The organism is Citromicrobium bathyomarinum (genome assembly GCA_001306305.2).
GTDB lineage: Bacteria > Pseudomonadota > Alphaproteobacteria > Sphingomonadales > Sphingomonadaceae > Alteriqipengyuania > Alteriqipengyuania bathyomarina.
Genome location: CP155577.1, coordinates 2,240,119 through 2,264,145, shown reverse-complemented (window position 1 = coordinate 2,264,145; position 24,027 = coordinate 2,240,119). Strand labels below are relative to the sequence as shown.

Here is a 24,027-nt window from a genome sequence, read left to right as displayed (position 1 = left end):
CCATGAACCGCATCTCCGCCATGGCCGCGCTGCTGTGCGCCGGCGCGATGCTGCCTGCGCCCGCGCTCGCGCAATATGGCTGGAGCGACGACGAAGTCACCAGTAGCGGCGGCGGCGGCGAATTGCAGCCCGCGCCCGCCTATCCGGATGGCTATGCCGGCGACGTCGAGGCACAGGATGCCGATGGCGATCGCGGCGGCTCGCGCCCCAGCGGTGCGCCCGAACGTCAGCGCCTGCGGATCGCCCCCTACATCGAAGCCAACCAGATCGTCACCCAGCGGATCAATCCGGACAGCGAGACGGCCGTTTATGGCGGGGTTGCCGCCGGGGTCGACGCGTCGGTGCAGGGACGCCGTGCGGGCGGCTCCGTCTCGCTGCGCTATGACCGGGTGATCAGCTATGGCGACGATCTGTCGGGCGATGTCGCGGGCGGCGACAGCGTCACCGGTGTGGCGCGCGGCTATGTTGCGGCGGCACCGGGCATCACGCTGGAGGCGGGCGGGCTTGCCGCGCGCAGCCGCGTGGAAGGCGGCGGCGGCGCGGCGATCGCCAGCGGCCAGCCGATCGACCCGGACAGCGAATCGCGGGTCTATTCCGTCTATGCCGGGCCCAACGTGTCGACCAAGGTGGGCGTGGCGGACGTGTCGGCCAATTACCGCTTCGGTTACAACCGGGTGGAGGAGCCCGGAGTGGGCGTGGTCGATGCGACCGTCACCCCGATCGACGTTGCGCAGGAAAGCATCGTCCACTCCGCCAATGCCCGCGTCGGCGTCGCCCCGCGTACCGTGCTGCCGGTCGGCGTGGCGGTGGGCGGGGGCGCCTATCAGGAAGAGGTCTCCAATTCCGATCAGCGCGTGCGCGACTTCTATGGGCGTGGGGATGTCACCGTGCCGCTCGCGCCCGGTCTCGCCGTCGTTGGCGGGGTCGGCTACGAATATGTCCAGGTCGCCAACCGCGATGTCGTGCGCGATGCCAATGGCGATCCGGTGGTCGGCGAGGATGGCCGGTTCGAGACCGACACCAGCGGCCCGCGCAGGATCGCGTTCGAGACCGAAGGCCTGATCTGGGATGTCGGCGTGGTGTGGAAGCCTTCGCGCCGGACCCAGCTGGAGGCGCATTATGGCCGCCGCTACGACAGCGACACCTATTACGGCACGTTCAGCTGGCAGCCTTCGTCGCGCACTGCGGTGAGCGCGAATGTTTACAACACGATCAGCGGCTTCGGCGGCGCGATCACCAATTCGCTGGCCAATCTGCCGAGCGGCTTCGTCGCCACGCGCAATCCGCTGACCGGCAATTTCACCGGCTGCGTCACCGGCAGCGGGGCTGACGGATCGGCCAACTGCCTCGGCGGGGCGCTCTCCTCGGTGCGCAGCGCGATCTTCCGCAATCGGGGCGTGAACCTCGGCTATTCGACCACGCAGGGCCGGATCACCACCGCGATGAGCATCGGATACGACCGGCGGACCTATTTCGGCGCGGACGGCACGGTACTGGCGGCGGCGAACGATATCGTCGACCAGAGCTATTACGCCAATGTCAGCATCGGCGCACCGCTCGGCCCGTTTGCCGCGTTTAGCGTGGCCGGTTACGCGAGTTACCTCGACGAGGGGACGAGCGAGCTGAACGACGCGCTTCTGCTTGGCGCATCGGCGGCCTACAGCCGCACGCTGTGGCGCAACCTGTCTGCGCGCGCTGCGGTCTCTGTCGACACGGTCGACAGCGATCTGCTCAACGAAACCAACGCGTCGGCCCTGCTGGGCCTGCGTTACGACTTCTAGTTACCCAAGGGACCGCACCACATCATGTTCGACCAGTATTACGGTTTCTCAGGGCGACCATTCCAGCTCACGCCGGACCCGGCGTTCTACTTCGAGAGCATCACGCATCGAAAGGCGCTGAGCTATCTCGGCTACGGGATGGCGCAGGGCGAGGGCTTCATCGTCATCACCGGCGAGATCGGCGCGGGCAAGTCGACGATGGTCGCCCACCTCATGAAGAAGGTCGATCCCGACCAGATGACCGTTGGCCAGGTCGTTACCAGTAACCTCGACGGGTCCGAACTGGCCCACCTGGTGGCGCAGAGCTTCGGGCTCGACGTTGCCGGGCAGGACAAGGCCAGTGCGCTCGGTTCGATCGAGTCTTTCCTGCACGAGGAAGCGCGCGATGGCCGTCGCTGCCTGCTGATCGTGGACGAGGCGCAGAACCTCAGTTTCGAAGCGCTCGAAGAGCTGCGGATGATGTCCAACTTCCAGCTGGGCTCGCACCCGCTGCTGCAGCAGCTTCTGCTCGGCCAGCCGGAATTCAAGCAGACGCTCGCCCAGCATGACCGGCTGGAACAGTTGCGCCAGCGCGTGATCGCGGCGCATCACCTGACCCCGATGGAGGTGCACGAGGTCGCGCCCTATATCGAGCATCGCCTGTCGCTGGTGAACTGGACGGGTTACCCTTCCTTCGACCCCAAGATTTTCGCGAAGATCCACGAGGCGAGCGGCGGTATTCCGCGCCGGGTGAACCAGATCGCCACCCGCCTGCTGCTGATGGGTGCGGTCGAGCAGCGCAGCCAGATCGACTGCGCGATGCTGGATCAGGTGGTCGAGGAGATGGCGCGCGACAACCGTCCGGACCTGGCCGAAACTGGCCAGCGGCCTTTCGCCAATCCCGCGGCGGAGCTTTCCGCCCCGCCTCCACCTCCGACACAGCGGCCGCCCGAGCATTCGCCAGCGCCCGCTCCGACACCAGCACCGACCCCGGCCCCTTCGCCCACCGCTTCGACCGAGCGCCCCGAACATGAAGACGAGAAGTCCGATCTGCGGGCGGCGATCGCCATGCTCTCGCGCGCGATCGAAGGATCGGCCAGCACCGAGGGCGATCTCGCCAAGCGGGTCGAGGCACTCGAGGCGCGGCTCGAAGAGCAGGAGCAGAGCGTGCGCTACCTCCTCCAGCTGCTGATCGAATGGCTCGACAAGGACGGCAGAAAGGCCGCCTAGGATGGACCTCGCGCCCGCCCGGCATCCGCAGCCTGCGCCGGACCGGATCGTCAACGGCCTGTCGGTCGATGTCGAGGACTGGTTCCAGGTCGGCGCGTTCGAGAACACGATCGCGCGCAGCGACTGGGACGGCTGCGAGCTGCGCGTGGAGCGCAATGTCGAGCGGGTGCTCGCGCTGTTCGATCGCGCGGGGGTCAAGGCGACGTTCTTCACGCTGGGCTGGGTGGCCGAGCGCGTGCCGCACGCGATCCGCGCGATTGCGGATGCCGGGCACGAGGTCGCCAGCCATGGTTACGACCACCAGCGGGTCTTCACCTTCTCCCGCGAGGAGTTCGCGGAAGACCTGAGGAAGTCGCGCGCCATCCTTGAAGATACCAGCGGCATGAAAGTGACCGGCTATCGCGCGCCCAGCTTCTCGATCGATGCACGCAATCCCTGGGCGCATGAGGAACTGGCCGCGCAGGGCTATACCTACTCCTCCAGCGTCGCGCCGATTGCGCACGACCATTACGGCTGGCGCGATGCGCCGCGCTTTGCCTTCCGCCCGGTTGCGGGGGCCGCGATGATCGAACTGCCGGTGACCACCGCGATGCTTGGCACACGCAGGCTGGCGGCAGGCGGGGGCGGGTTCTTCCGTACGCTGCCCTATGGCTTCTCCCGCTGGGCGATCGCGCAGGTCAACCGTGACGACGCGCGCCCGGCGGTGTTCTATTTCCACCCGTGGGAGGTCGATCCGGGCCAGCCGCGCGTGGCCGATGCCCCGCTGCGCTCGCGCTTGCGGCACTACACCAATCTTACCCGGATGGAGGCCAAGCTCGAACGGCTGCTGCGCGATTTCGCATGGGGCCGGGTCGACGAGGTCGTCCAGCTGGAAAGCGCGCAGGAAGCGGCATGAACGCGCCCTTCGCCCCTGACGCTCGCGCAGCCGACACGGTCACCCGGGTCGACCTGCACAATGCCGACGAAGCGCGGCGGATCGCCGCTTTCGTGGAAGAGCAGGGCGGCAGTCCGTTCCATCTGCCTAGCTGGCTGAACGCAGTCGAGCGTGGCGCCGGCCAGAAGGCCTGCGGTCTGTTGGCGGAGCGGGCGGGGCGGATCACTGGCTGGCTGCCGCTGACGATATTGCGTTCGCCGCTGTTCGGCCGCGCGCTGATCTCCAGCGGTTTCGCAGTCGATGGCGGCATCCTTGCTATCGATCCGGGTAGCGAAGCCGCGCTTGCCCATGCGGTGGGCGAGCTGGCCGAACGGCTGTGCTGCGAAGAGGTCGAGCTGCGCGGCGGCAACGTGCCCAGCGGATGGGATGCGGTGACCGGCAAGCATTCGGGCTTCGTGTGCGATCTGGCGGAAGACGACGAAGCGCAACTGCTCGCGATCCCGCGCAAGCAGCGCGCCGAGGTCCGCAAGAGCCTTCAGGGCGAGCTGCACGTTACCGTGGGATCGGACGAACCGGACCGTGCGGCGCATTACGCCTGCTACGCCGCCAGCGTTCACAATCTCGGCACCCCGGTCTTCCCGCGCAGCCTGTTCGACGCGGTGCTGGGCGGGTTTGGCGACAGCGCCGACATTCTGACCGTGTGGGACGGCGATGCGCCGCTCGCCAGCGTGCTGACGCTGTATCACTTGGGCACCGCCTATCCATTCTGGGGCGGCGGCGTGTGGCGCGCTCGCGCGGCGCGGGCGAACGAGCGGATGTATTATGCGCTGATGTGTCACGCGCGCGGGGAAAAGGCCTGCACCCGGTTCGACTTCGGTCGCTCCAAAACCGGCAGCGGGCCGTGGAATTACAAGAAGAACTGGGGCTTTGCGCCCGAGCCGATCACCTATGCGCGGTGGAGCGCGCCGGGTGCAGCGCCGCGCGATGTCGACCCGACCAGCGAGGCCTACAGCCGCAAGATCGATCTGTGGAAGAAGCTGCCGCTGCCGGTCGCCAACGCGATCGGGCCGGTCATTGCAAGGGGGCTGGCATGACGGGCGAAACCCTGTTCCTGGCCCACCGCGTGCCGTTCCCGCCCGATCGGGGGGACAAGATTCGCTCCCACAACGTGCTGCGCGCGCTCGCCGCGCTCGGCCCCGTGCATGTCGGCACGTTCGACGATGGCTCGGGCTATGGCGACCAGTTCCTCTCCGGCATCGCGGCCAGTCATCACCTCGTCCCCCGCCGCAAGCACGACATGCTCGCCGCGGCAGAGGCGATGGCGAAGGGGCACCCGGTCAGCCTCTCCGCCTTTGCGAACGAAGGCCTGCGCCAGTGGGTCGCGCAGGTGCTGCATTACCGGCCGATCGACGCGATCTACGTCTTTTCCGGCCAGATGGCGCAATATGTCCCGGTCCACTTCCCGGGCCGCACCGTGCTCGACCTGTGCGACGTCGATAGCGCCAAGTTCGAAGCCTATGGCGAGGCCGGCCACGGCCCCAAGGCCTGGGTCCACGCGCGCGAAGCACGACTGCTCGCGGCGGCGGAGGAGCGCTTTGCCCGCATGGCGGACACCACTCTGCTGATCAGCGAGAACGAGGCGAACCTGTTTCGCACGCGCGTTTGCAGCATGAACCACATCGATCTGCGAGTGATGCGCAACGGGATCGACGCACAGTTCTTCGCGCCCGATGCGTGCCCGCCGCAACCCACGCTTTATGGGCCGGGGCCGAACATCGTCTTCACCGGACAGATGGACTACGCGCCCAATGTCTCTGCGGTGGAGCGGATGGTGCAGCGCATCCTGCCGGGCATCCGCGACGTGCACCCCGGTGCAGAGTTCCACATCGTCGGCCGCGCGCCGACCCCGGCGGTCAAGGCGCTGGGCAAGCACGCCGGGGTGACCGTGTGGGGCGAGGTTGCCGATGTGCGGCCATACCTCGCCGAAGCGGACATCGTCGCCGCGCCGCTGACCATCGCCCGCGGCATCCAGAACAAGGTGCTCGAAGCGATGGCGATGGCGAGGCCCGTGCTCGTCTCGCCCGAGGCGGCGACGGGGATCGAGGCCGAGGACGGCAAGCATTTCGCGGTCGCCGAGGGTGACCGGATGATGATCGGTCGCGCGCTCGCGCTGATCGATGATGCCGACAAGGCCCGCGCGATGGGCGCGGCGGCGCGCGAATTCGTGCTGAACGAGCAGAGTTGGCCCGCGATGCTCGCCGGGCTGCCACAGCTGCTGCGTCCGTCCGATGCGGACCCGGTGCGCGATGCCGCCTGAACTGATCCGCAACCCCAGACACTCGCCGATCGCTGTCGCCCTGTCGCGCGTTCCCGCCGCTTGGGCGAAGGCGCTCGGCTGGCTGGCGCTGGTCTGGGTCGCGACACTGCTGCTGACCGGCGGCCAGTGGATCGCCATGGCGCACCAGTGGCTGACCGTGTCCGCCTATCAGCATATCCTGTTCGTTCCGCCGATCATCGGCTGGCTGGTGTGGAACCGCCGCGCCGCGCTCGCGCAGATCGAACCGCGCGGCTGGTGGCCGGGGCTGGTCCTGATGCTGGGCGCGCTGGCGGTATGGCTGGTCGGATCGCTGATCTCGCTCAATATCGTGGCGCAGGCCGGGGCAGTGATGCTGCTGCAGGCGGCGACGCTGACGCTGCTCGGCCCCCGCGCGGGCGCGGTGCTGCTGTTCCCGCTCGCCTTCGCGGTGTTCCTGGTCCCGTTCGGAGAGGAGATCGTCCCCCCGTTGCAGATGCTGACCGCCGATATCGTTATCGCGCTGACCCATCTGAGCGGGATTGAGGCGCATATCGACGGCGTGTTCATCGATACGCCTGCGGGCCTGTTCGAGGTCGCGGCGGCCTGTGCGGGCGTGCAGTTCGTGGTCGCGATGGTCACGCTGGGCGTGCTCGCGGCGAAGATCGGGATGGAGCGCTGGCCGCGCCGGATCGCGCTGATGGCGCTGTGCGTGGTGGTGCCGATCCTCGCCAATGGCGTGCGTGCCTGGGGCACCATCGCGATCGCGCAGGTGATCGGGGCCGAACGTGCGGGCGGGGTCGATCATATCATCTATGGCTGGGTCTTCTTCGCCGTCGTCGTTGCGCTGGTGCTGGCGCTCGCGTGGCGCTGGTTCGATCGCGATCCCGATGCCGAGGCGCTCAGCGCCGCGCGGCTGGCGGAGCATCCGCTGGTTGCGAAGCTTGAGCGTCATTCGCTCTCCGCGACCACGCTCGCCCCGCTGCTGATCTCGGCCATCGTGCTGGTCGGCCTGTGGAGTGCGCTCGCGACATCGAGCGCGGCGAACGTGCCCGCGCTGCGCGCGCCGCCGGTGTTGGGCTGGACGCAAGTCGCCGATCCCGCGACGCCCGAATGGCGTCCGGCGGGGAAGGCGGCGAGCGCGATCCTGCTGACCCGATATCGCGATCAGGAGGGGCGGTTCGTCGACCTCTACCTCGCCGCCTATGCCGGCGACGCCGATCCCACTGTGGGCGAAGAGGGCGCGGTGCCGCCCGAGACGCCGTGGCGCCATGTCGAGGCTGCGCCTGCGCCCGACGCCATGCGGGGCGATCGGCTCATGGCCTATGGCCGCGACCGGCGCGTGGCGTGGACCGGCTTCGTCACCAATGGAACCAGCCAGGCCAATCCGCTGCTGTTCCGCATCTCCACTCTGGGCGACCGGCTGCGCTTGCGGGCAGAGCCGCGCTGGATCGTGATCGTCTCCGCCCCCGAACCCGGCGCTGCGCCTGCGCTGCAGGCCTTCGTCAGCGCCGCCGGTGGCCCCGCGGCGCTGGTCCAGCGCAGCCAGACCCGCTAGGCCGCGTCGCATGTGCGGGATCGCCGGTCTGTTCGCGCGGCAGGCGCATGCCCAGGTCGACCGCGATCTGTTGGCGCGAATGCGCGACCGGATGGTTCACCGTGGCCCGGATGGCGCGGGGCTGTGGTGCGATGATGGCATAGGGCTGGTGCACCGCCGCCTGTCGGTGATCGACGTAGAGGGATCGCCACAGCCGATGCATTCGCCGGATGGACGCGCGGCAATCGTGTTCAACGGCGAGATCTACAATTATCGCGCGCTGCGCAGCGAGCTGGCCGGGCTGGGTCATGCCTTCCGGACCGAAGGCGATACCGAGGTGATCCTTGCCGCGTGGCGGCAGTGGGGGCCGGATTGTCTCGCTCGTTTCGACGGCATGTTCGCCTTCGCGCTGTATGATCGCGAGCGGCGCCAGCTGTTCCTCGCCCGCGACAGGTTCGGCGTGAAGCCGCTGTTTACCGCGCTGCTGCCGGACGGCACGTTTGCCTTTGCCTCGGAGCTTAAGGGCCTGCTGGCGCATCCCGCGCTCGACCGGACGATCGATCCGCTGGCGATCGAGGATTACTTCGCGTGGGGCTACGTGCCCGATCACCGATCGATGCTGGCAGGCGTCGATAAGCTGCCCGCCGGCCACTACCGCATCGTCGAACACGGCAAGCCGCCGCACCCGCCGGTGTGCTGGTACGACATCAGTTTCGAGCGGCGTGAGACGATGTCGGCGGTGGACGAGGCCGAGGCGCTGCGGGCGCAGCTTGCCAGCGCGGTTGCATCGCGCATGGTCAGTGACGTGCCGATCGGCGCGTTCCTCTCCGGCGGGGTCGACAGCTCCGCGGTGGTCGCGCTGATGGCCGATCGCGCGAGCCAGCCGGTCACCACCTGCTCGATCGGGTTCGACGTGGCGGATCTGGACGAGACGGCGCACGCGCGGTTGACCGCGGAACAGTTCGGCACCGCGCATCACGAACGGATCGTGGACCCGGCGATGTTCGACCGGATCGACGCGCTGGCGGGGATGTTCGACGAACCCTTCGCCGATGCCTCCGCCTTGCCGACCGCCGCGGTCTGCGCGCTTGCACGCGAGCATGTGACCGTGGCGCTGTCGGGCGACGGCGCGGACGAGGCCTTTGCGGGCTATCGTCGCCACGTATTCCATGCCGCCGAGGAACGCGCGCGCGGTGCGTTGCCGCTGCCGCTCAGGCGCGCGGTGTTCGGCCCTCTCGCGGCGCTCTATCCCAAGGCGGACTGGGCTCCGCGCCCCTTTCGCGCCAAGACCACATTCCAGTCGCTCGCCCTCTCGGGGGAGGAGGCGTACGCGCGCGCCCTCGGGGTGATGTCTCCCCAGCTTCGCGGGCGGATCTTTTCGCCTGCTATGAAGCGCGAGCTGGGCGGCTATCGCGCCGAGCAGCCGCTGATCGAGCTGATGCGCAATGCGCCTGTGCGCAGCGGGCTCGACCGGGCGCAATATGCCGACCTCAAGTTCTGGCTGCCGGGCGACATCCTGACCAAGGTCGACCGCACCAGCATGGCGGTGAGCCTGGAGGCGCGTGAGCCGCTGCTCGACCATCATCTGGTCGAACTGGCCGCGCGCCTGCCCGAGACGCGGCGGGTTTCCGGAGGGCAGGGCAAGCTCGCGCTCAAGCAGGCGATGGAGGGTACGCTGCCGCAGCAGATCCTTTACCGGCCCAAGCAGGGCTTCGTCCTGCCCATCGCGCAGTGGTTCCGCAGCGAGCTGAAAGAGGCGGCGCGTGCGGCGGCGCGCAGCGAGCGGTTGCTCGACACCGGATGGTTCGACGCGGCTGCGCTTTCGCAGCTGGCGGAAGATCATATCGCGGGCCGACGCGATCATGCGCGCGAGCTTTGGCAATTGCTCATGCTCGAGCGAAGTGTGAGTCTTTTGAGCAACAATTAGACTCTGCCCATCGCAAAAGTGATTCAAAATGGGCCAGTATGGTAAATAAAACATTGCCCGCGACTCCGCCGATCGGTTAGCACTTGCAGCACGGGTCGGATCGTCGCGTCCCGTATGGTGGCAACGGGGGTCTCTATGAATCGCGTGAGCACGAATTTCGAGAGGCACATCATCCTTGATGAGGCGGGCGATCCGGTCCTCGCCGAAGATGCACCCCACATTCAACCCGCGCTTTTTGCGCTGGAGGGGCTGCGGGTCGAATACGACGCCGATACCAAGGCCTTGTGGACCAACATGGTGCCCAAAGGCAGGGCCAGCTTCACCCCCGCAATGCTCGCCGATTTCGAACACTGGCAGGATCTGATCGAGGGCAGTTTCGGCCCCGAAGACCTGCGTTTCCTCGTTCTTGGCAGCCACGCGCCGGGCGTATTCTGCTACGGCGGCGACCTCGAACTGTTTCGCCAGCTGATCATCGAAGGCGACCGCAAGTCGCTGGTCAGCTACGGGCACCGCTGCTGCCGCATCCTCGACCGCAACATTGCGGGGCTGGGCCTGCCGATCCTGACTATCGGCCTGGTCCAGGGTGCCGCGCTGGGCGGCGGGCTGGAGTCGCTGCTGTCGTTCGATTTCATCATTGCCGAAGAAAGCGCGACCTTTGGCCTGCCGGAGATCATGTTCGGCCTGTTCCCCGGGATGGGCGCGCACGCGCTGCTCGGCCGGATGATCGGCAGCGTCGCGGCAGAGCGGCTGATTACTTCCGCCCGGACGTACACCGCGGCAGAGATGCATGCGCTCGGGCTCGTCCACGAGGTGGTGCCGGATGGGGAGGGTGAGGCTGCGGTGCAGCTCTTCATAACCAAGAACAGCCGCCGCCACGCAGGCCTGCTGGGCTCTCGCAAGGCCACCAAGCGGACCTGGAACCTGACGCTGGCCGAACTCAACGAAATTACCGAGCAGTGGGCCGACACCGCGCTCAAGCTGACCGAGCGCGACCTCAAGTTGATGGGCCGGCTGGTCGCGCAGCAGCGGCGCGCGGGGCGTACGCCCGTTCCCGCCTGACCTACCGCCGGGGCCGACCCGGCGTCATTCGACCCCGTGGCCGCGCGCCATATAGTCATCGCTCTGCATTTCGCGCAGGCGGCTGACGGTGCGTTCGAATTCGAAGCTGCCTTCGCCTGCGGGATAGAGCGCTTCGGGATCGGCCGCAGCGGTGGCAAACAGCTTCACATTATGTTCGTACAGCGCGTCGATCAGCTTGGTGAAGCGGATCGCCTCGTTGCGGTTTTCCGGTGACAGAATCGGGATGCCGACCACGATCACCGTATGGTACGTCTGCGCAATGGTCAGGTAATCCGCCGCGCCGCGGTTTTCGCCGCACAGCCGCTTGAAGCTGAACACCGCCACGCCCTTCAGGCTCTTGGGCACATGCAGGCTGCGCCCGCCGCCAAGGTCCAACTCGCCGCTGGGGACGTGCTCGGCATCGTCGGGGTCGAAATCGGTCAGCCGGAAGAACGCCTCACGCACCTGCGCGGTGGCGGCATCGCCCAGCGGCGTATGCCAGGTTTCCAGCCCGGCCAGCCGGTCGAGCCGGTAGTCGGTCGGCCCGTCGAGCGAGAGCGTGTCGAGCTTGCGCTCGATCAGTTCGATGAAGGGAATGAACAGCGACCGGTTGAGCCCGTCCTTGTAGAGATCATGCGGCGGGCGGTTGCTGGTGGTGACGATGGTGACCCCGTGATCCTCGATCAGCGGGGTGAACAGCCGCGCCATGATCGCCGCATCGGCGGTGTTGTTGACCACCATCTCGTCGAAGGCGAGGCAGCGCACATCCGCCGCGATCCGCGCGGCGACGCGCCGCACGGGGCCTTCCTGCTGCTTCTTGCGCTCTTCGCCGATCATCTTGTCGACTTCGAGCATGAAGGCGTGGAAATGGACCCGGCGCTTGCGCTCGATCGCGAGGCATTCGAAGAACAGGTCCATCAGCATCGACTTGCCGCGCCCGACGCCGCCCCACATGTAGAGCCCGCGCACAGGCTCGCTTTTGCGACCGCGCAGCCGCGCGAGCAGGCCGGGGGCTGAGTGGTCCTCCAGCGCTTCCTGCACCTGCGCCAGCCGCTCGACAGCCACGCGCTGGTCCGCATCCTCACGCAGTTCGCCCGCCGCAAGCAGCTCTTCGTATCGCGCAACGACGTTGGTCATCTCAGAAGGTCACCGGTGAGAGAGTTTGCGCAGGATTCCCGAGTAGGCGGCGACGGTATCGTCATCCTGCACCACTTCGCCGCGCACGAAGGCGAGCTTGCCCGTCTCGCGGACCAGCTCGGTCATTGCGTCGAGCGGGCGGGTCTTGTCGCCTGCGCCAACGAACTGCGTCGAAAGCTCCAGCGTCACCATCGGGCCATCGTGGCCGCGCCCCAGCGTCTGCGCGCCGGCGAACAGGGCGATGTCGATCAGGCCCAGAGTGGCCGCGCCGTGGACCATGTCCTGAATATTGGTGTGCTTGTGCTCCGGAATCATCCGCAGCCGGGTATAGCGGCGATCGCCGATCTGCTCGTGGCGAACCTTCAGCGGCCCGAGGACCACGCCATTATAGCGCGTCGCGTCCTTCAGGTTCCAGCTGAACCAGCCCTCTTCGCCAGGAATCGGGTGGTAATCGACCGGCGCGAATACCCGCTCCATTCAGATCGCGCGCTCGGCCATCATCTTCTTGGTTTCGGCGATCGCCTTGGCCGGGCTGAGGCCCTTGGGGCACACGTTCGCGCAGTTCATGATCGTGTGGCAGCGATACAGGCGATAGGGGTCTTCCAGCGCATCGAGCCGTTCGCCGGTCATTTCGTCGCGGCTGTCGGCGAGCCAGCGATAGGCCTGCAGCAGGATCGCCGGGCCGAGGAACTTGTCGCTGTTCCACCAGTAGCTGGGGCACGCGGTCGAGCAGCACGCGCAAAGGATGCACTCGTACAGCCCGTCGAGCTGCTCGCGCTGCTCGGGGCTCTGCAGCCGTTCCTCGCCGCTCGGCGTCGGGGTCACGGTCTGCAGCCAGGGGCGGATCGAGGCGTATTGCGCGTAGAAGTGAGTGAAATCGGGCACCAGATCCTTCACCACTTCCATGTGCGGCAGCGGGGTGATGCGGATATCGCCCTTCAGATCTTCGATCGCGGTGGTGCAGGCGAGCGCGTTGGACCCGTTGATGTTCATCGCGCACGATCCGCAGATGCCTTCGCGGCAGGAACGGCGGAAAGTCAGCGTCGGGTCGATCTCGTTCTTGATCTTGAACAGCGCATCGAGGACCATCGGGCCGCACGCATCCAGATCGACCTCGAACCGGTCGTAATGCGGATTGCTGCCGCTGTCCGGGTTGTAGCGGTAGATCTTGAACTTCTTGACGCGGCCAGCCCCCTCGGCGGCGCGGTGCACCTCGCCCTTGTCACGGATCTTGGAATTCTTGGGGAGGGTGAAGGTGGCCATGGCAATGTCCTGAAATCTGCTTGCGTCTCACCTAGCGTTTGCAGCGCAAGGTGCAAGGGTCGTAAAGCGCACAAAAGTGTGCCCTGACACACCTGGCACACTGTCCAGGGGGTGAAAAAGCCGCTGGACCCGGGCGGGCGGGGAAAAATCGGGCGGCATCGAGGAAAGGCTAGGGCACTTGGAGCGAGTAGGACAGGCCATCGATCGCGCGATCATCTTCGGCGCAAGCGGGGGAATCGGCGCGGGTCTGGTTGCCGAGCTGATCGCACGCGAGGCGGGCACCGTGTTCGCCGCATCGCGCATACGGCCCGAAAACCTGCCCGACGGGGCGCAATGGGTGCGTTTCGATCTGGACGATGAAGACACGATCGCTGCAGCCGCCGAAACCGTCGGCGCGCCGGTCGATTGCGCCATCGTTGCCAGCGGCCTGCTGACCCTGCCCGACGGTACGGGACCGGAGCGCAGTTACAAGCAGATCGACGCTGATGCGATGGCGCGGGTGTTCCATCTCAACACGATCGGCCCCGCGCTGGTCGCAAAGCATTTCCTCCGGCTGCTGCCGCGCGACCGGCGCAGTATCTTTGCCGCACTCTCCGCGCGGGTCGGCTCGATCGGCGACAACAGGATCGGGGGCTGGCATTCCTACCGTGCGAGCAAGGCGGCGCTGAACATGCTGATCCGCAATTTCGCCATCGAGCTGGGGCGTACGCACAGCCGGGCGGTGTGCGTCGCGCTGCATCCCGGCACGGTCGACACGGCGCTGTCGGAGCCGTTTCAGGCCAATCTGCCCGAAGGTCAGCTGACTGCGCCTGCGCAGGCCGCGCGCAATCTGCTGGATGTGCTCGATGGGTTGGGGCCTGAGGACAGCGGCCAGCTGTTCGACTGGGCGGGCAAGCGGGTGGAGTTTTGAGCCGTCGTTTCAGCAACCCGTCACCCTGAACTTGTTTCAGGGTCCAGCGTGCAGACGGGCGCGCGCGAGGCTATAGCGTAGCGATCAGGCGAGAGGTCGCACCGGGGGACGGCGATGCGGCGCGGAGCGATGGCTGGATCCTGAAACACATTCAGGATGACTGGGTTACCTGGCCTAAACCCTCGCGCGCATCGCGGTTTCGATGATCGCTGAGGCGAAGCCTTCCGGGTCGTCTTCCTGAATGAAGTGATGGCCCTTCAGCGTGCGGTGCAACGGATTGCCCTTGGCACCGGGCACGCGCGCGCGGAATTTCGCATCACCGCCACGCGTGATCGGGTCCCTGTCGGCAAAGGCGCAGGTGAAGGGTTTCTCGAACCGGTCGAGCACCTCCCACGCCGCCCTTTGATCGGGCACCGCCGCGTTCTGCCCCAGCGGGACGAGCGAGGGGAAGATACGTGCGCCCGCCTTGCTGCCACAGGTGGGGAAGGGCGCGTCATAGGCGGCGACCTCCGCCTTGCTGAGCGTGCGCGCTGTGGCTTTCTGAAGGATTTTGCCGATCGGAAAGACCGGGCTGTAGCGGGAGAACCTGCGCCACTTGTCGAACGCGGGCGGCGGCTCTTCACCCGCAGGCAGGCCCCCATTGGACAGCACGACGGCGGCGAACCTGTCGGGCATGTCCGCCACCAGTCGCAGCCCGACCAGCGAACCCCAGTCCTGACAGGCGAGGACGATATTATCGAGCTCCATCACATCGAGCCAGTCGCGCATCCACGCGACGTGCAGCGCGTAGGAATAGGCGCTCTTTTTCGTCAGCTTGTCCGATTTGCCGAAGCCGATGAGGTCGGGCGCGAGAACGCGATAGCCCGCCTCGACCACCGGGCCGATCATGTGGCGGTAGAGATAGCACCAGCTCGGCTCGCCATGCATCATCAGCACGGGGGGCGCATCGCGCGGCCCCTCGTCCAGATAATGCACGCGAAGGCCTTCGCTGAGCGTGTGGTAATTGGGCCGGAACGGGAAGTCCGGCAGGTTGGCGAAACGGCTGTCGGGCGTGCGGTAGGCAAGGCTCATCAACGTCGATCCTTGTGATTATCCTACCGCACGCGTCCGATCATTGCTGGACGCCGAAGGTGGCGCGGATCAGGCCCCGAAGGTCCGCTGCCACCAGCCACCGCGACGCGGCTTGTCGTCGTCACTGTTGCCGTCATCCGAACCATCGGCGGAGGCCGATGGTGCCGGAGCGGGCGCAGGTGCCGGAGCTGGCGAGGGCGAGGGCGACTTTTCAGCCGCTTCCTGCGGGTCGGCCGGGGTGTCTTCCGGCCCGGCAACCACCGCGATATCCTCGGTCAGCTGCGCTTCGGTCTGCTTGCTGGCGGCGGGCTTGGCAGGCGTCTTGCGAGCGCTCGGCTTCCTTGCGGGAGCCTTCTTCTCGCCCGCATCGGCCTGTTCCTCGCCTTCGACTGGCTTCTTGGCGCGGCTGCGGCGCTTGGGTGCAGGCTTTTCTTCGGCCTGTTCCTCTGCCTTGTCGTCACCGGCAGCAGCCTGCGAAGGCGTGTCCGCCTTCTTGGCGCGGCTGCGACGCTTGGGTGCGGGCTTGTCTTCGGCCCCATCCTTTGCGGCATCCGTGCCTGCTTCCTGACTATCGCCGGCCTCGGTCGGCTGCTCGGCATCGGCCTTCTTCGCGCGGCTGCGGCGTTTGGGCTTCGGCTTCTCGGCGGTCGCAGCATCGGCGGTGGCCGGTGCGTCGTCCGGTCCGGCGACGACCGCCATGTCTTCCACGACATGGTCGGACACGTCCTGCTGAGCCTCGCTGGCGTCGTCCTGCTTCTTGCGCCGGCCGCGACCACCGCGGCTGCGACGCTTCTTCGGCTTGTCGTCGCCGTCGTCGCTCGACGATTCGTCGGAGCCGTCGTCGTTGGCCCGATCATTGTCGGACCGGTCATCGTCGGACTGGTCGTCGCCGGAGCGGTCGTTGACGTTCTCGCCGTTCTCGCCGTCGTTATCGCGGCGCTTGTTGCGACCGCGACCGCCACGCCGCCGCCGGCGCTTCTTCTTGGGACGGTCGTCGTCATTGTCGCCATCGTCGGAAGACCTGCCGCCCGAGCGGCCCTGATCCTCGTCCTCGGTGTCGCTGTCGTCCGCCTCGTCCTCGAAGTCGTCTTCCGCCTCGTCGATCACGATCGGCTCGAACTTGGGCGCTTCGGTGGGGCGGGGGCCGGAGCTGGCGACGCTCATCTTGGCGCCTTCGTCCTCACCCTCGGGCACGACTTCCACGGTCACGCCGTAGCGCTGTTCGATTTCCTGCAGCTCGGCACGCTTGGCGTTGAGCAGATAGACTGCCGCTTCGGTGCTGGCCGACAGGGTGATGGTGGTGCCCTTGCCCTTGGCCGCCTCGTCCTCGATCAGGCGCAGCGCGGAGAGACCGGCGCTGGATGCGGTGCGGACCAGGCCGGTGCCGTCGCAGTGCGGGCATTCGCGGGTGGTCGCCTCGAGAACGCCGGTGCGCAGGCGCTGGCGGCTCATTTCCATCAGGCCGAAGCCCGAAATGCGGCCGACCTGAATCCGCGCGCGGTCGTTCTTGAGCGCGTCCTTCATCGTCCGCTCGACCTTACGGATGTTGGAGTTGTGCTCCATGTCGATGAAGTCGATCACGACCAGACCCGCCATGTCGCGCAGACGCAGCTGGCGGGCGATTTCCTTCGCCGCTTCCAGGTTGGTCGCCGTCGCGGTCTGCTCGATCCCGTGCTCCTTGGTGGAGCGGCCGGAGTTGATGTCGATCGACACCAGCGCCTCGGTCGGGTTGATCACCAGATAGCCGCCCGATTTGAGCTGCACGACCGGTTCGTACATCGCGCGCAGCTGGTCTTCCGCACCGTAGCGCTGGAACATCGGGACCGGGTCCGAATAGGCTTTTACCCGGCGCGCATGGCTGGGCATCAGCAATTTCATGAAGGCGCGGGCGGACTTGTAGCCTTCCTCACCCTCGACCACGACTTCCTCGATCTCGCGATTATAGATGTCGCGGATCGCGCGTTTGATCAGGTCGCTGTCCGAATGGATCAGCGATGGCGCGCTGGAGCCCAGCGTGCGCTCGCGAATCTCGTCCCACAGGCGGGCGAGATAGTCGAAGTCGCGCTTGATCTCGGTCTTGGTGCGGCTGAGCCCTGCGGTGCGCACGATCAGGCCCATGGTGCGCGGCAGGTTGAGATCGCCGACGACCTGCTTGAGACGCTTGCGGTCCGATGCGGAGGAAATCTTGCGGCTGATCCCGCCGCCGTGCGACGAGTTCGGCATCAGCACGGTGTAGCGGCCCGCGAGGCTGAGATAGGTGGTCAGCGCCGCACCCTTGTTGCCGCGCTCTTCCTTGACGACCTGCACCAGCAGCACCTGACGGCGCTGGATGACGTCCTGAATCTTGTACCGGCGACGCAGCGCCTGGCGGCGGGCGCGTGCCTCGTCGACTTCCTTGGCGCGACTGCGCGGCTTGCCCTGACCCTGACGGCGCGGACCGCCGCGACCGCGACGCCCGCGGCGGCGGTTGCCACCCTCGGAAGCATCGGCATCGTCGCCATTGCTGTCGTCATCATCGTCGTCGTCATCATCGTCCGAGGAAAGCTGGCCTTCCTCGATCGTGGAGACCTTGTCCTTGTCCGAGGTGTCGATTTCCTCGAGCCCGTCTTCGGCGAGGTCTTCGGCCAGGGCTTCGGCGGATTCATCGTCTTCCGCGTCGTATTCGTCGCCCGGCATGTGCCCGGCTTCTTCTTCCTCGGCCCGCAGACGCTCTTCCTCTTCGGCGGCTTCCGCCTCTTCGGCGAGCAGTGCGTCGCGGTCTTCCTTGGGAATCTGGTAATAGTCGGGGTGGATTTCGCTGAAGGCGAGGAACCCGTGCCGGTTGCCGCCGAAATCGACGAACGCCGCCTGCAGCGAAGGCTCTACTCGCGTAACTTTCGCGAGGTAGATATTGCCCTTGATCTGCTTGTGTTCAGCCGACTCGAAGTCGAATTCTTCTATCCGGTTGCCTTTAAGTACGGCCACGCGGGTTTCTTCCGCGTGGCGCGCATCGATAAGCATGCGCTGTGCCATGGTGTTGTCTCCACGCGTCTCGCCTGCGTCAGCCTGGTGGGGCGGTCGCGGCAAGGCGCGTTATCTGTCGTGAAAAATCGCCGGCCTTCGCGGGCCAGGCGGGATGGGAATTCCGCCACCGCCCCGATCGGGGGCATGTGGGGAGCGTGTGCGTCTGCGACCAAGCGGACGGCTGCCATATGCTCGGCCCCGACCATGCGTCCGCCTGCCCGGCCTTGCGGCGTGGCTGGATCGAACGGGTGGGGAGTGCGCATAGGTCGCATCAACCTGTTAGTTTGCGGGGTCGACCACACGAGGTAAAATCCGTGTGGCCGGTCTGTAGTCCCGATCGCGAGCCCACCTGCGAGAGCGGACAAACCGCTGATCGAAAAGGGGCTCGCGCCTCGTGACTGGAAGTGGCTAGCATCGCGCGAGGGGCGCGGCAACTCTATTGCGCAAGCATGTGACGTCTATTGCGCAAGCGAGGTGCCACATCTTACTAGGGACAGGGATGGGCCGCTTTTTTCAGATCCTTGCAATTTTCCTGCTGCCGGTGGTGATCGTCGGCGGGGTGTATGTGCTTGGGCTGACCATTCCGGTGCCGCATCTGGGGCGCGACTACGTCATCAGCCTGGTGCTGCCGGAGGCGGGCCAGCCGGTCGATCTTCCGACAATCTACGGCCCGCCCGACAATTCGCGCCCGCTGGTGGTGATCGACGCCGGTCACGGCGGAAAGGACCCGGGCACGGTTTCGGGCGACCGGTACGAGAAGGACGTGGTGCTGGAACTGGCGCTGGCGCTGAAGGATCGCCTGATCGAGGAAGGCGGCATCCGCGTGGCGCTGACGCGCGAGGACGATACCTTCCTCGTCCTGCAGGAACGGCCCGAGATCGCGCGGCGGCTCAACGCCGACCTGTTCATCTCGCTCCACGCAGACAGCGCGGGTGATTCCGAAAGCGCGTTCGGGGCCAGCGTCTACACCCTGTCGCGCGAGGCATCGAGCGAGGCTGCGGCGCGGTTCGCCAATCGCGAGAACAATGCCGACCTGCTCAACGGCGTGGTGGTCAAGAACCAGAGCGATCCGGTGAACGATATCCTGGTCGAACTCTCGCAGCGCCGGGTGCAGGAAACCAGCCGCGAGTTCGGCGAGCTGATCGAGCGTGAGGGGAAGGGCAGGCATCGCTTCCATTCGCAGACCCAGCGCTCCGCCGCGCTCGCGGTGCTGCGTGCGCCCGATGTGCCCGCAGTGCTGTTCGAAGTCGGCTTCCTAACCAATCCGGACGATGCCGCGCGGCTATCGTCGGACGAGGGGCGCGAGGAATTTGCCGGTTTTCTTGCCCGCGCGATCCGCGTGTTCTTCGCCCGCCAGTCGGTCGGCTAAACGACCCCGTGCGAATGTTCACCATTGGTTATGGCGGTCTGCGCGAGGAGCGTGCTAAGGGCGCTGCCGCATCATGACCGAGCTATCAGTCGAACATATCCGTTACCGGATCCAGCGTGGATCGCAGGACGCCTTCGCCGAGTTCAAGCAGACCTGGCGGGACAACTGGGCGGTCCGCTGGATCGTCTATGGCACGATCGCCTTTCTGGCGCTGGTCGGGATCGCGTGGTTCCTGATCGGACGCGACCTGCCCGATGCGAGCGCGCTGCAGGATTACGAGACGCCGCTGCCCACCGTGGTACGCGGCGCCGATGGCGAGATCGTTGGCAGCTATGCACGCGACCGGCGGGTGCAGCTCGATTACGTCGATTTCCCGCGTCCGCTGGTCAACGCATTCCTCGCCGCCGAGGACGAGACCTTCTGGCGGCACAACGGGGTCGATATTACCGGCACGCTCAACGCAGTGCTCGACTATGCGCGCAAGGCCGGGACGGACGAACGTGCGGTCGGCGGGTCGACCATCACCCAGCAGGTGGCCAAGAACGTGCTGCTGAGCGATGAGTATTCGATCACCCGCAAGCTGAAGGAAATGCTGGTCGCGCGGCGGATCGAACAGACGCTGACCAAGCAGGAAATCATCACTCTCTATCTCAACGAGATTCCGCTCGGCCGGCGCAGCTTCGGGGTGCAGGCGGCGGCGCGCGCCTATTTCGACAAGGATGTCGGCGATCTCGACCTGCATGAGATGGCGTTCCTCTCGATCCTGCCCAAGGCGCCCGAACGCTACGGGCGCTCGAAGTACGAAGAGCTCGCGATCACGCGTCGCAACTACGTGCTCGACAAGATGGCGGAGAATGGCTGGGCGAGCGAGGCCGATGTCGCGGCCGCCAAGGCCAAGCCGCTCGGGCTGACTTCGGGCGCGGCCTCGATCCGCAATGCCGATGCGGGCTATTTCATCGAAGAGGTCCGCCGCCAGCTGCTCGACCGGTTCGGCGAGACTGCGGATGATGGGCCCAACAGCGTTTATGCAGGCGGCTTATGGGTGCGCACCTCGCTCGACCTCGAATACCAGCAGGCCGCGCGCGATGCGCTGCGCAAGGGAATGCTGCGCTATCACGGCGGGCGCGGATGGAGCGGCCCGGTCGCCACGCTCGACCCCAGCAAGGGCGATCTGGGCAGCCAGCTCGCAAGCGCGAATATTGGGATCAATTACAAGGACTGGCGGGTCGCGGCCTTCACCGGATCTGGCCAGATCGTCTTTTCCAACGGCGAAACCGCCACGCTGGGCGGTGCGCCAAGCTCGCTCAAGGAAGGGGACGTGCTCGCGGTGCGCCCCTCGGGCAATGGCTGGCGGGTGGCGGTCATCCCCGATGCGTCGGGCGGGATCGTGGTCGAAGACCCGCAGACCGGTCGGATCATGGCGATGCAGGGCGGGTGGGACAGCCGCCTAGAAAGCTTCAACCGGGCCACGCAGGCCAATCGCCAGCCGGGCTCCACGGTAAAGCCCTTCGTCTATGCCACCGGGCTGGACCACGGGATGACCCCGGCAACGCAGGTCGATAACAGCAGCTTCTGCGCCTACCAGGGCGCACAGCTCGGCCAGAAATGCGTTCGGGGCGGGCGCGCGGGGACCTATACCCTGCGCTATGGCCTCGAAAATTCGCAAAATGTGATGACCGCTAATATCGCCAACGAGGCGGGCATGCCCAATGTCATCAAGACCTACGAGCGGGTCGGCATCGGCTCTTACCAGCCCTACATCGCCTTCGCGCTGGGCGCGGGCGAGACCACGGTCGAGAAGATGACCAACGCCTTCTCCACGCTCGCCAACCACGGCCGCCTCAACGATCCGACCGTGATCGACTATGTGCAGGATCGTCGCGGCAAGGTGATCTGGCGCGCCGACAAGCGCGAGTGCGAGGGCTGCAACATGCCCGAATGGGATGGTTCGGCCATGCCCCGGCCCGGCCCGATGGGGCGGCAAGTGATGGATGCGCGCACCGCGTTCCAGATCACCCACATCCTCGAAGGGGTGATTACCCGCGGCACCGCCAAGGTGCTGCGCGGAACCGGCCTGCCGCTGTTCGGCAAGACGGGAACGACCACCGGCCCCAAGGACGTGTGGTTCATCGGCGGTACGCAGCAGCTGATGGTCGGCACCTATCTTGGCTTCGACCGGCCGCGCAACATGGGCGGTTATGCCCAGGGCGGCACCATCGCCGCGCCGATCGTCAAGGATTTCATCGAGGAAACGCGCGAGCGGTGGAGCGCCAATCCGCCGGTTGCGCCTGCAGGCGTGCGGATGGTCCGGGTCGACCGGCGCACCGGTGGCCGGGTGTTTGATGCGCCCGCCAGCACCGAAGATAACGCTGCGGTCATCTGGGAGGCGTTCAAGCCCGATACCGAACCGCCACGCTCGACCCGCGCATCCGAAATCGCGGCCCAGCGACAGGAGTTTCTGGACCTGATCCGCCGTGCGCGCCGCGCGAAGAACGAAGCCGCCTTGGCGGCCGAGCGGGAGGAGCCGCCCGAGAGCTTCGTAGAGGAACAGGGCGGGATTTACTGACCGAGCGCCTTGCCATGGGCGCGGCGCGTCCCTAGCGCTGCCTGCCCGTTTCTGTGGAGAAAAATGCAATGCGTGCCGAAGGGCAGGCCCATATCGACCGGATCGAAGCTGCGCTGGCGCTGGTGCGCCAGTCGCTCGACTGGGAGCGCGCGCTGCGCGAACTCGACGAGCTGAACGCGCGCGTCGAAGACCCGACCCTGTGGGACGATCCCAAGCAGGCGCAGGCGATCATGCGCGAGCAGAAGCGGCTCGAAAGCGCGATCGGCACGGTCAACACGATCTCGTCCGAAATGGCCGACGCGATCGAGTTCGTCGAAATGGGCGAGGCCGAAGGCGATGACGACATCGTCAACGAAGGGCTCACCAGCCTCGAAAAGCTCGCCGCGCGCGCCGATGCGGACAAGGTCCAGGCACTGCTCTCGGGCGAGGCGGATGCGAACGACGCCTATCTCGAAGTCCATGCCGGCGCTGGCGGGACGGAGAGCCAGGACTGGGCGGAAATGCTGATGCGGATGTATGTCCGCTGGGCGGAAAAGCGCGGCTTCAAGGTCGAGACGGTCGAATATCAGTCGGGCGAGCAGGCCGGGATCAAGTCGGTCACGCTGCATATCAAGGGCGAGAACGCCTACGGCTACGCCAAGACTGAAAGCGGCGTGCATCGCCTCGTGCGGATCAGCCCATATGATTCGAGCGCGCGGCGCCACACCTCGTTCAGCTCGGTCTGGGTCTATCCGGTTATCGACGACGATATCGAGATCGAGATCAACGAAAGCGACCTCAAGATCGATACCTACCGCGCGTCGGGCGCCGGCGGGCAGCACGTCAACACGACCGATTCCGCGGTCCGCATCACCCACCAGCCGACCGGAATCGTGGTCGCCAGCCAGAACGATCGCAGCCAGCACAAGAACCGCGCGACCGCGATGAGCATGCTGAAAGCACGGCTGTTCGAACGCGAGATGGCGGAGCGCGAGGCGGCGGCATCGGGCGAATATGCCGAGAAGACCGAGATCGGCTGGGGCCACCAGATCCGCTCCTACGTCCTCCAGCCGTACCAGCTGGTGAAGGACCTGCGCACGGGCGAAACCTCCACCGCGCCGGGCGACGTGCTCGACGGGGCGATCGACCCGTTCATCTCCGCCGCGCTCGCGCAGCGGGTGACGGGCGAGGCGGTCGAGGTGGAAGACGTCGAATAGGGCAAAAGCCGCTTTGCCAAGTCTGGCATGCGCGGTTAAGTGCCGCCCGATGATGGCACGCACGGCATTTTCCCTGTTGGCATGCACCACGCTCGCGCTTGCGGCCTGCGGCTCTTCTTCCGAAGGGGCGCAGCGGCCTGAAACCGCGCGGGCATTTCCGTTACCCGATCGCCCCGTCTCCAACCTCGGCGCGAACGCGTTCTCCGATGAGGAAACGCGAGACAGCCAGGGCGAGGCGCGCAAGGTGATGGACATGGCCTCGATCGAGCCGGGGATGACGGTGGCCGATATCGGCGCGGGCGAGGGCTATTACACGGTCCGGCTGGCGGAGCGCGTGGGCGAGCATGGCCGCGTGCTGGCGCAGGATATCGATCGCGGCGCGCTGGAGAGGCTGGGCCGCCGGGTCGAGCGCGAACGGCTCGACAATGTCTCGATCAAGGCTGGCGCGCAGGACGATCCGCGCCTGCCCGAGGACAGCTTCAACCGCGTCTTCATGGTCCACATGTATCACGAGGTGGCAGAGCCCTACGCCTTCCTGTGGCGGCTGTGGCCCTCGCTCGAAGACGGCGGCAAGGTGATCGTGGTCGATATCGACCGCCCGACCGACCGCCACGGCATTCCCCCCGCCTTGCTCGCCTGCGAATTCGAACGGGTCGGCTACCGGCTCGACCGGATCGAGCAGGCACCCGAACTTGCGGGATACTTTGCACAATTCTCTCGCGGCGCTACAAGGCCCGACCCAAAGGACATCGTGCCCTGTACCGGGCAGAAAAGCGCGTCCGATGCCGATAATGGCCAAGCCAATGGGTAAAGGCGCGCCCAGCTGATTAAT

18 protein-coding genes are annotated in these 24,027 nt (G+C 66.5%); 13 read left to right on the top strand and 5 right to left on the bottom strand.

Annotated features, from left to right (window positions below; genetic code table 11):
- The first annotated feature begins 2 nt into the window (after positions 1-2).
- The 8 genes from VO57_011320 (at position 3) to VO57_011285 (ending at position 10,680) form a co-directional block, all read left to right on the top strand.
- The gene (locus VO57_011320; protein XBL68721.1) at positions 3-1,781 is read left to right on the top strand and encodes a preprotein translocase subunit YajC; all 1,779 of its coding nucleotides are present in this window, start codon (positions 3-5) and stop codon (positions 1,779-1,781) included.
- 24 nt (positions 1,782-1,805) lie between these two features.
- On the top strand, positions 1,806-2,990 hold the full coding sequence (locus VO57_011315) for an XrtA/PEP-CTERM system-associated ATPase (protein XBL68720.1): 1,185 nt from the start codon (positions 1,806-1,808) through the stop codon (positions 2,988-2,990).
- A gap of 1 nt (position 2,991) precedes the next feature.
- Positions 2,992-3,885 (top strand): XrtA system polysaccharide deacetylase, encoded by an 894-nt coding sequence (locus VO57_011310; protein ID XBL68719.1) that lies wholly within the window; start codon positions 2,992-2,994, stop codon positions 3,883-3,885.
- Complete coding sequence (locus tag VO57_011305; GenBank protein XBL68718.1) at positions 3,882-4,958, top strand: FemAB family XrtA/PEP-CTERM system-associated protein; 1,077 nt, start codon at positions 3,882-3,884, stop codon at positions 4,956-4,958. Before VO57_011310 ends, VO57_011305 begins: the two co-directional genes overlap by 4 nt.
- Complete coding sequence (locus tag VO57_011300) at positions 4,955-6,181, top strand: TIGR03087 family PEP-CTERM/XrtA system glycosyltransferase (GenBank protein ID XBL68717.1); 1,227 nt, start codon at positions 4,955-4,957, stop codon at positions 6,179-6,181. The genes VO57_011305 and VO57_011300 overlap by 4 nt, the downstream gene beginning before the upstream one ends.
- On the top strand, positions 6,171-7,715 hold the full coding sequence (xrtA, locus tag VO57_011295) for an exosortase A (protein XBL68716.1): 1,545 nt from the start codon (positions 6,171-6,173) through the stop codon (positions 7,713-7,715). Before VO57_011300 ends, xrtA begins: the two co-directional genes overlap by 11 nt.
- Before the next feature lie 10 nt (positions 7,716-7,725).
- Positions 7,726-9,621 (top strand): XrtA/PEP-CTERM system amidotransferase, encoded by a 1,896-nt coding sequence (locus VO57_011290; GenBank protein ID XBL68715.1) that lies wholly within the window; start codon positions 7,726-7,728, stop codon positions 9,619-9,621.
- A gap of 135 nt (positions 9,622-9,756) precedes the next feature.
- Positions 9,757-10,680, top strand: coding sequence for a crotonase/enoyl-CoA hydratase family protein (locus tag VO57_011285; protein ID XBL68714.1), 924 nt, complete (start codon positions 9,757-9,759; stop codon positions 10,678-10,680).
- Between the two features lie 24 nt (positions 10,681-10,704).
- Here the strand turns inward: VO57_011285 and zapE are convergent, their stop codons facing one another.
- Genes zapE through VO57_011270 form a run of 3 tightly spaced genes read right to left on the bottom strand, consistent with a single transcriptional unit; the run spans position 10,705 to position 13,080 of the window.
- Positions 10,705-11,817 (bottom strand): cell division protein ZapE, encoded by a 1,113-nt coding sequence (gene zapE, locus VO57_011280; protein XBL68713.1) that lies wholly within the window; start codon positions 11,815-11,817, stop codon positions 10,705-10,707.
- A 9-nt stretch (positions 11,818-11,826) separates the two neighbouring features.
- Positions 11,827-12,294, bottom strand: coding sequence for a PaaI family thioesterase (locus VO57_011275; GenBank protein ID XBL68712.1), 468 nt, complete (start codon positions 12,292-12,294; stop codon positions 11,827-11,829).
- Entirely contained in the window at positions 12,295-13,080 is a 786-nt protein-coding gene (locus VO57_011270) for a succinate dehydrogenase iron-sulfur subunit (protein ID XBL68711.1), read from the bottom strand. It abuts the gene before it with no gap.
- A gap of 178 nt (positions 13,081-13,258) precedes the next feature.
- On the opposite strand from VO57_011270, the gene VO57_011265 reads away from it, so the two are divergent.
- Positions 13,259-13,990: an SDR family NAD(P)-dependent oxidoreductase gene (locus VO57_011265; GenBank protein XBL68710.1), complete on the top strand. Its 732-nt coding sequence runs from the start codon at positions 13,259-13,261 to the stop codon at positions 13,988-13,990.
- Between the two features lie 174 nt (positions 13,991-14,164).
- Here the strand turns inward: VO57_011265 and VO57_011260 are convergent, their stop codons facing one another.
- Entirely contained in the window at positions 14,165-15,061 is an 897-nt protein-coding gene (locus tag VO57_011260) for a haloalkane dehalogenase (GenBank protein ID XBL68709.1), read from the bottom strand.
- A gap of 69 nt (positions 15,062-15,130) precedes the next feature.
- Complete coding sequence (locus VO57_011255; protein ID XBL68708.1) at positions 15,131-18,073, bottom strand: Rne/Rng family ribonuclease; 2,943 nt, start codon at positions 18,071-18,073, stop codon at positions 15,131-15,133.
- Positions 18,074-18,563: 490 nt separating this feature from the next.
- On the opposite strand from VO57_011255, the gene VO57_011250 reads away from it, so the two are divergent.
- The 4 genes from VO57_011250 to VO57_011235 all read left to right on the top strand — a co-directional run bounded on the left by VO57_011250 (position 18,564) and on the right by VO57_011235 (position 24,006).
- Positions 18,564-19,433 (top strand): N-acetylmuramoyl-L-alanine amidase, encoded by an 870-nt coding sequence (locus VO57_011250; protein XBL68707.1) that lies wholly within the window; start codon positions 18,564-18,566, stop codon positions 19,431-19,433.
- Between the two features lie 73 nt (positions 19,434-19,506).
- Positions 19,507-21,999 (top strand): transglycosylase domain-containing protein, encoded by a 2,493-nt coding sequence (locus VO57_011245; GenBank protein ID XBL68706.1) that lies wholly within the window; start codon positions 19,507-19,509, stop codon positions 21,997-21,999.
- Between the two features lie 68 nt (positions 22,000-22,067).
- Positions 22,068-23,195 carry a peptide chain release factor 2 gene (gene prfB / locus VO57_011240; protein ID XBL68705.1) on the top strand — a complete coding sequence of 376 codons (1,128 nt, stop codon included), beginning with the start codon at positions 22,068-22,070 and terminating at the stop codon, positions 23,193-23,195.
- A 49-nt stretch (positions 23,196-23,244) separates the two neighbouring features.
- On the top strand, positions 23,245-24,006 hold the full coding sequence (locus tag VO57_011235; GenBank protein ID XBL68704.1) for a methyltransferase domain-containing protein: 762 nt from the start codon (positions 23,245-23,247) through the stop codon (positions 24,004-24,006).
- The last annotated feature ends 21 nt before the right edge of the window (positions 24,007-24,027 follow it).

Coding starts and splice junctions, on each gene's coding strand:
- VO57_011320 (XBL68721.1), top strand. CDS start 3: ATGAACCGCATCTCCGCCATGGCCGCGCTGCTGTGCGCCGGCGCGATG.
- VO57_011315 (XBL68720.1), top strand. CDS start 1,806: ATGTTCGACCAGTATTACGGTTTCTCAGGGCGACCATTCCAGCTCACG.
- VO57_011310 (XBL68719.1), top strand. CDS start 2,992: ATGGACCTCGCGCCCGCCCGGCATCCGCAGCCTGCGCCGGACCGGATC.
- VO57_011305 (XBL68718.1), top strand. CDS start 3,882: ATGAACGCGCCCTTCGCCCCTGACGCTCGCGCAGCCGACACGGTCACC.
- VO57_011300 (XBL68717.1), top strand. CDS start 4,955: ATGACGGGCGAAACCCTGTTCCTGGCCCACCGCGTGCCGTTCCCGCCC.
- xrtA (XBL68716.1), top strand. CDS start 6,171: ATGCCGCCTGAACTGATCCGCAACCCCAGACACTCGCCGATCGCTGTC.
- VO57_011290 (XBL68715.1), top strand. CDS start 7,726: ATGTGCGGGATCGCCGGTCTGTTCGCGCGGCAGGCGCATGCCCAGGTC.
- VO57_011285 (XBL68714.1), top strand. CDS start 9,757: ATGAATCGCGTGAGCACGAATTTCGAGAGGCACATCATCCTTGATGAG.
- zapE (XBL68713.1), bottom strand. CDS start 11,817: ATGACCAACGTCGTTGCGCGATACGAAGAGCTGCTTGCGGCGGGCGAA.
- VO57_011275 (XBL68712.1), bottom strand. CDS start 12,294: ATGGAGCGGGTATTCGCGCCGGTCGATTACCACCCGATTCCTGGCGAA.
- VO57_011270 (XBL68711.1), bottom strand. CDS start 13,080: ATGGCCACCTTCACCCTCCCCAAGAATTCCAAGATCCGTGACAAGGGC.
- VO57_011260 (XBL68709.1), bottom strand. CDS start 15,061: ATGAGCCTTGCCTACCGCACGCCCGACAGCCGTTTCGCCAACCTGCCG.
- VO57_011255 (XBL68708.1), bottom strand. CDS start 18,073: ATGGCACAGCGCATGCTTATCGATGCGCGCCACGCGGAAGAAACCCGC.
- VO57_011250 (XBL68707.1), top strand. CDS start 18,564: ATGGGCCGCTTTTTTCAGATCCTTGCAATTTTCCTGCTGCCGGTGGTG.
- VO57_011245 (XBL68706.1), top strand. CDS start 19,507: ATGACCGAGCTATCAGTCGAACATATCCGTTACCGGATCCAGCGTGGA.
- prfB (XBL68705.1), top strand. CDS start 22,068: ATGCGTGCCGAAGGGCAGGCCCATATCGACCGGATCGAAGCTGCGCTG.
- VO57_011235 (XBL68704.1), top strand. CDS start 23,245: ATGATGGCACGCACGGCATTTTCCCTGTTGGCATGCACCACGCTCGCG.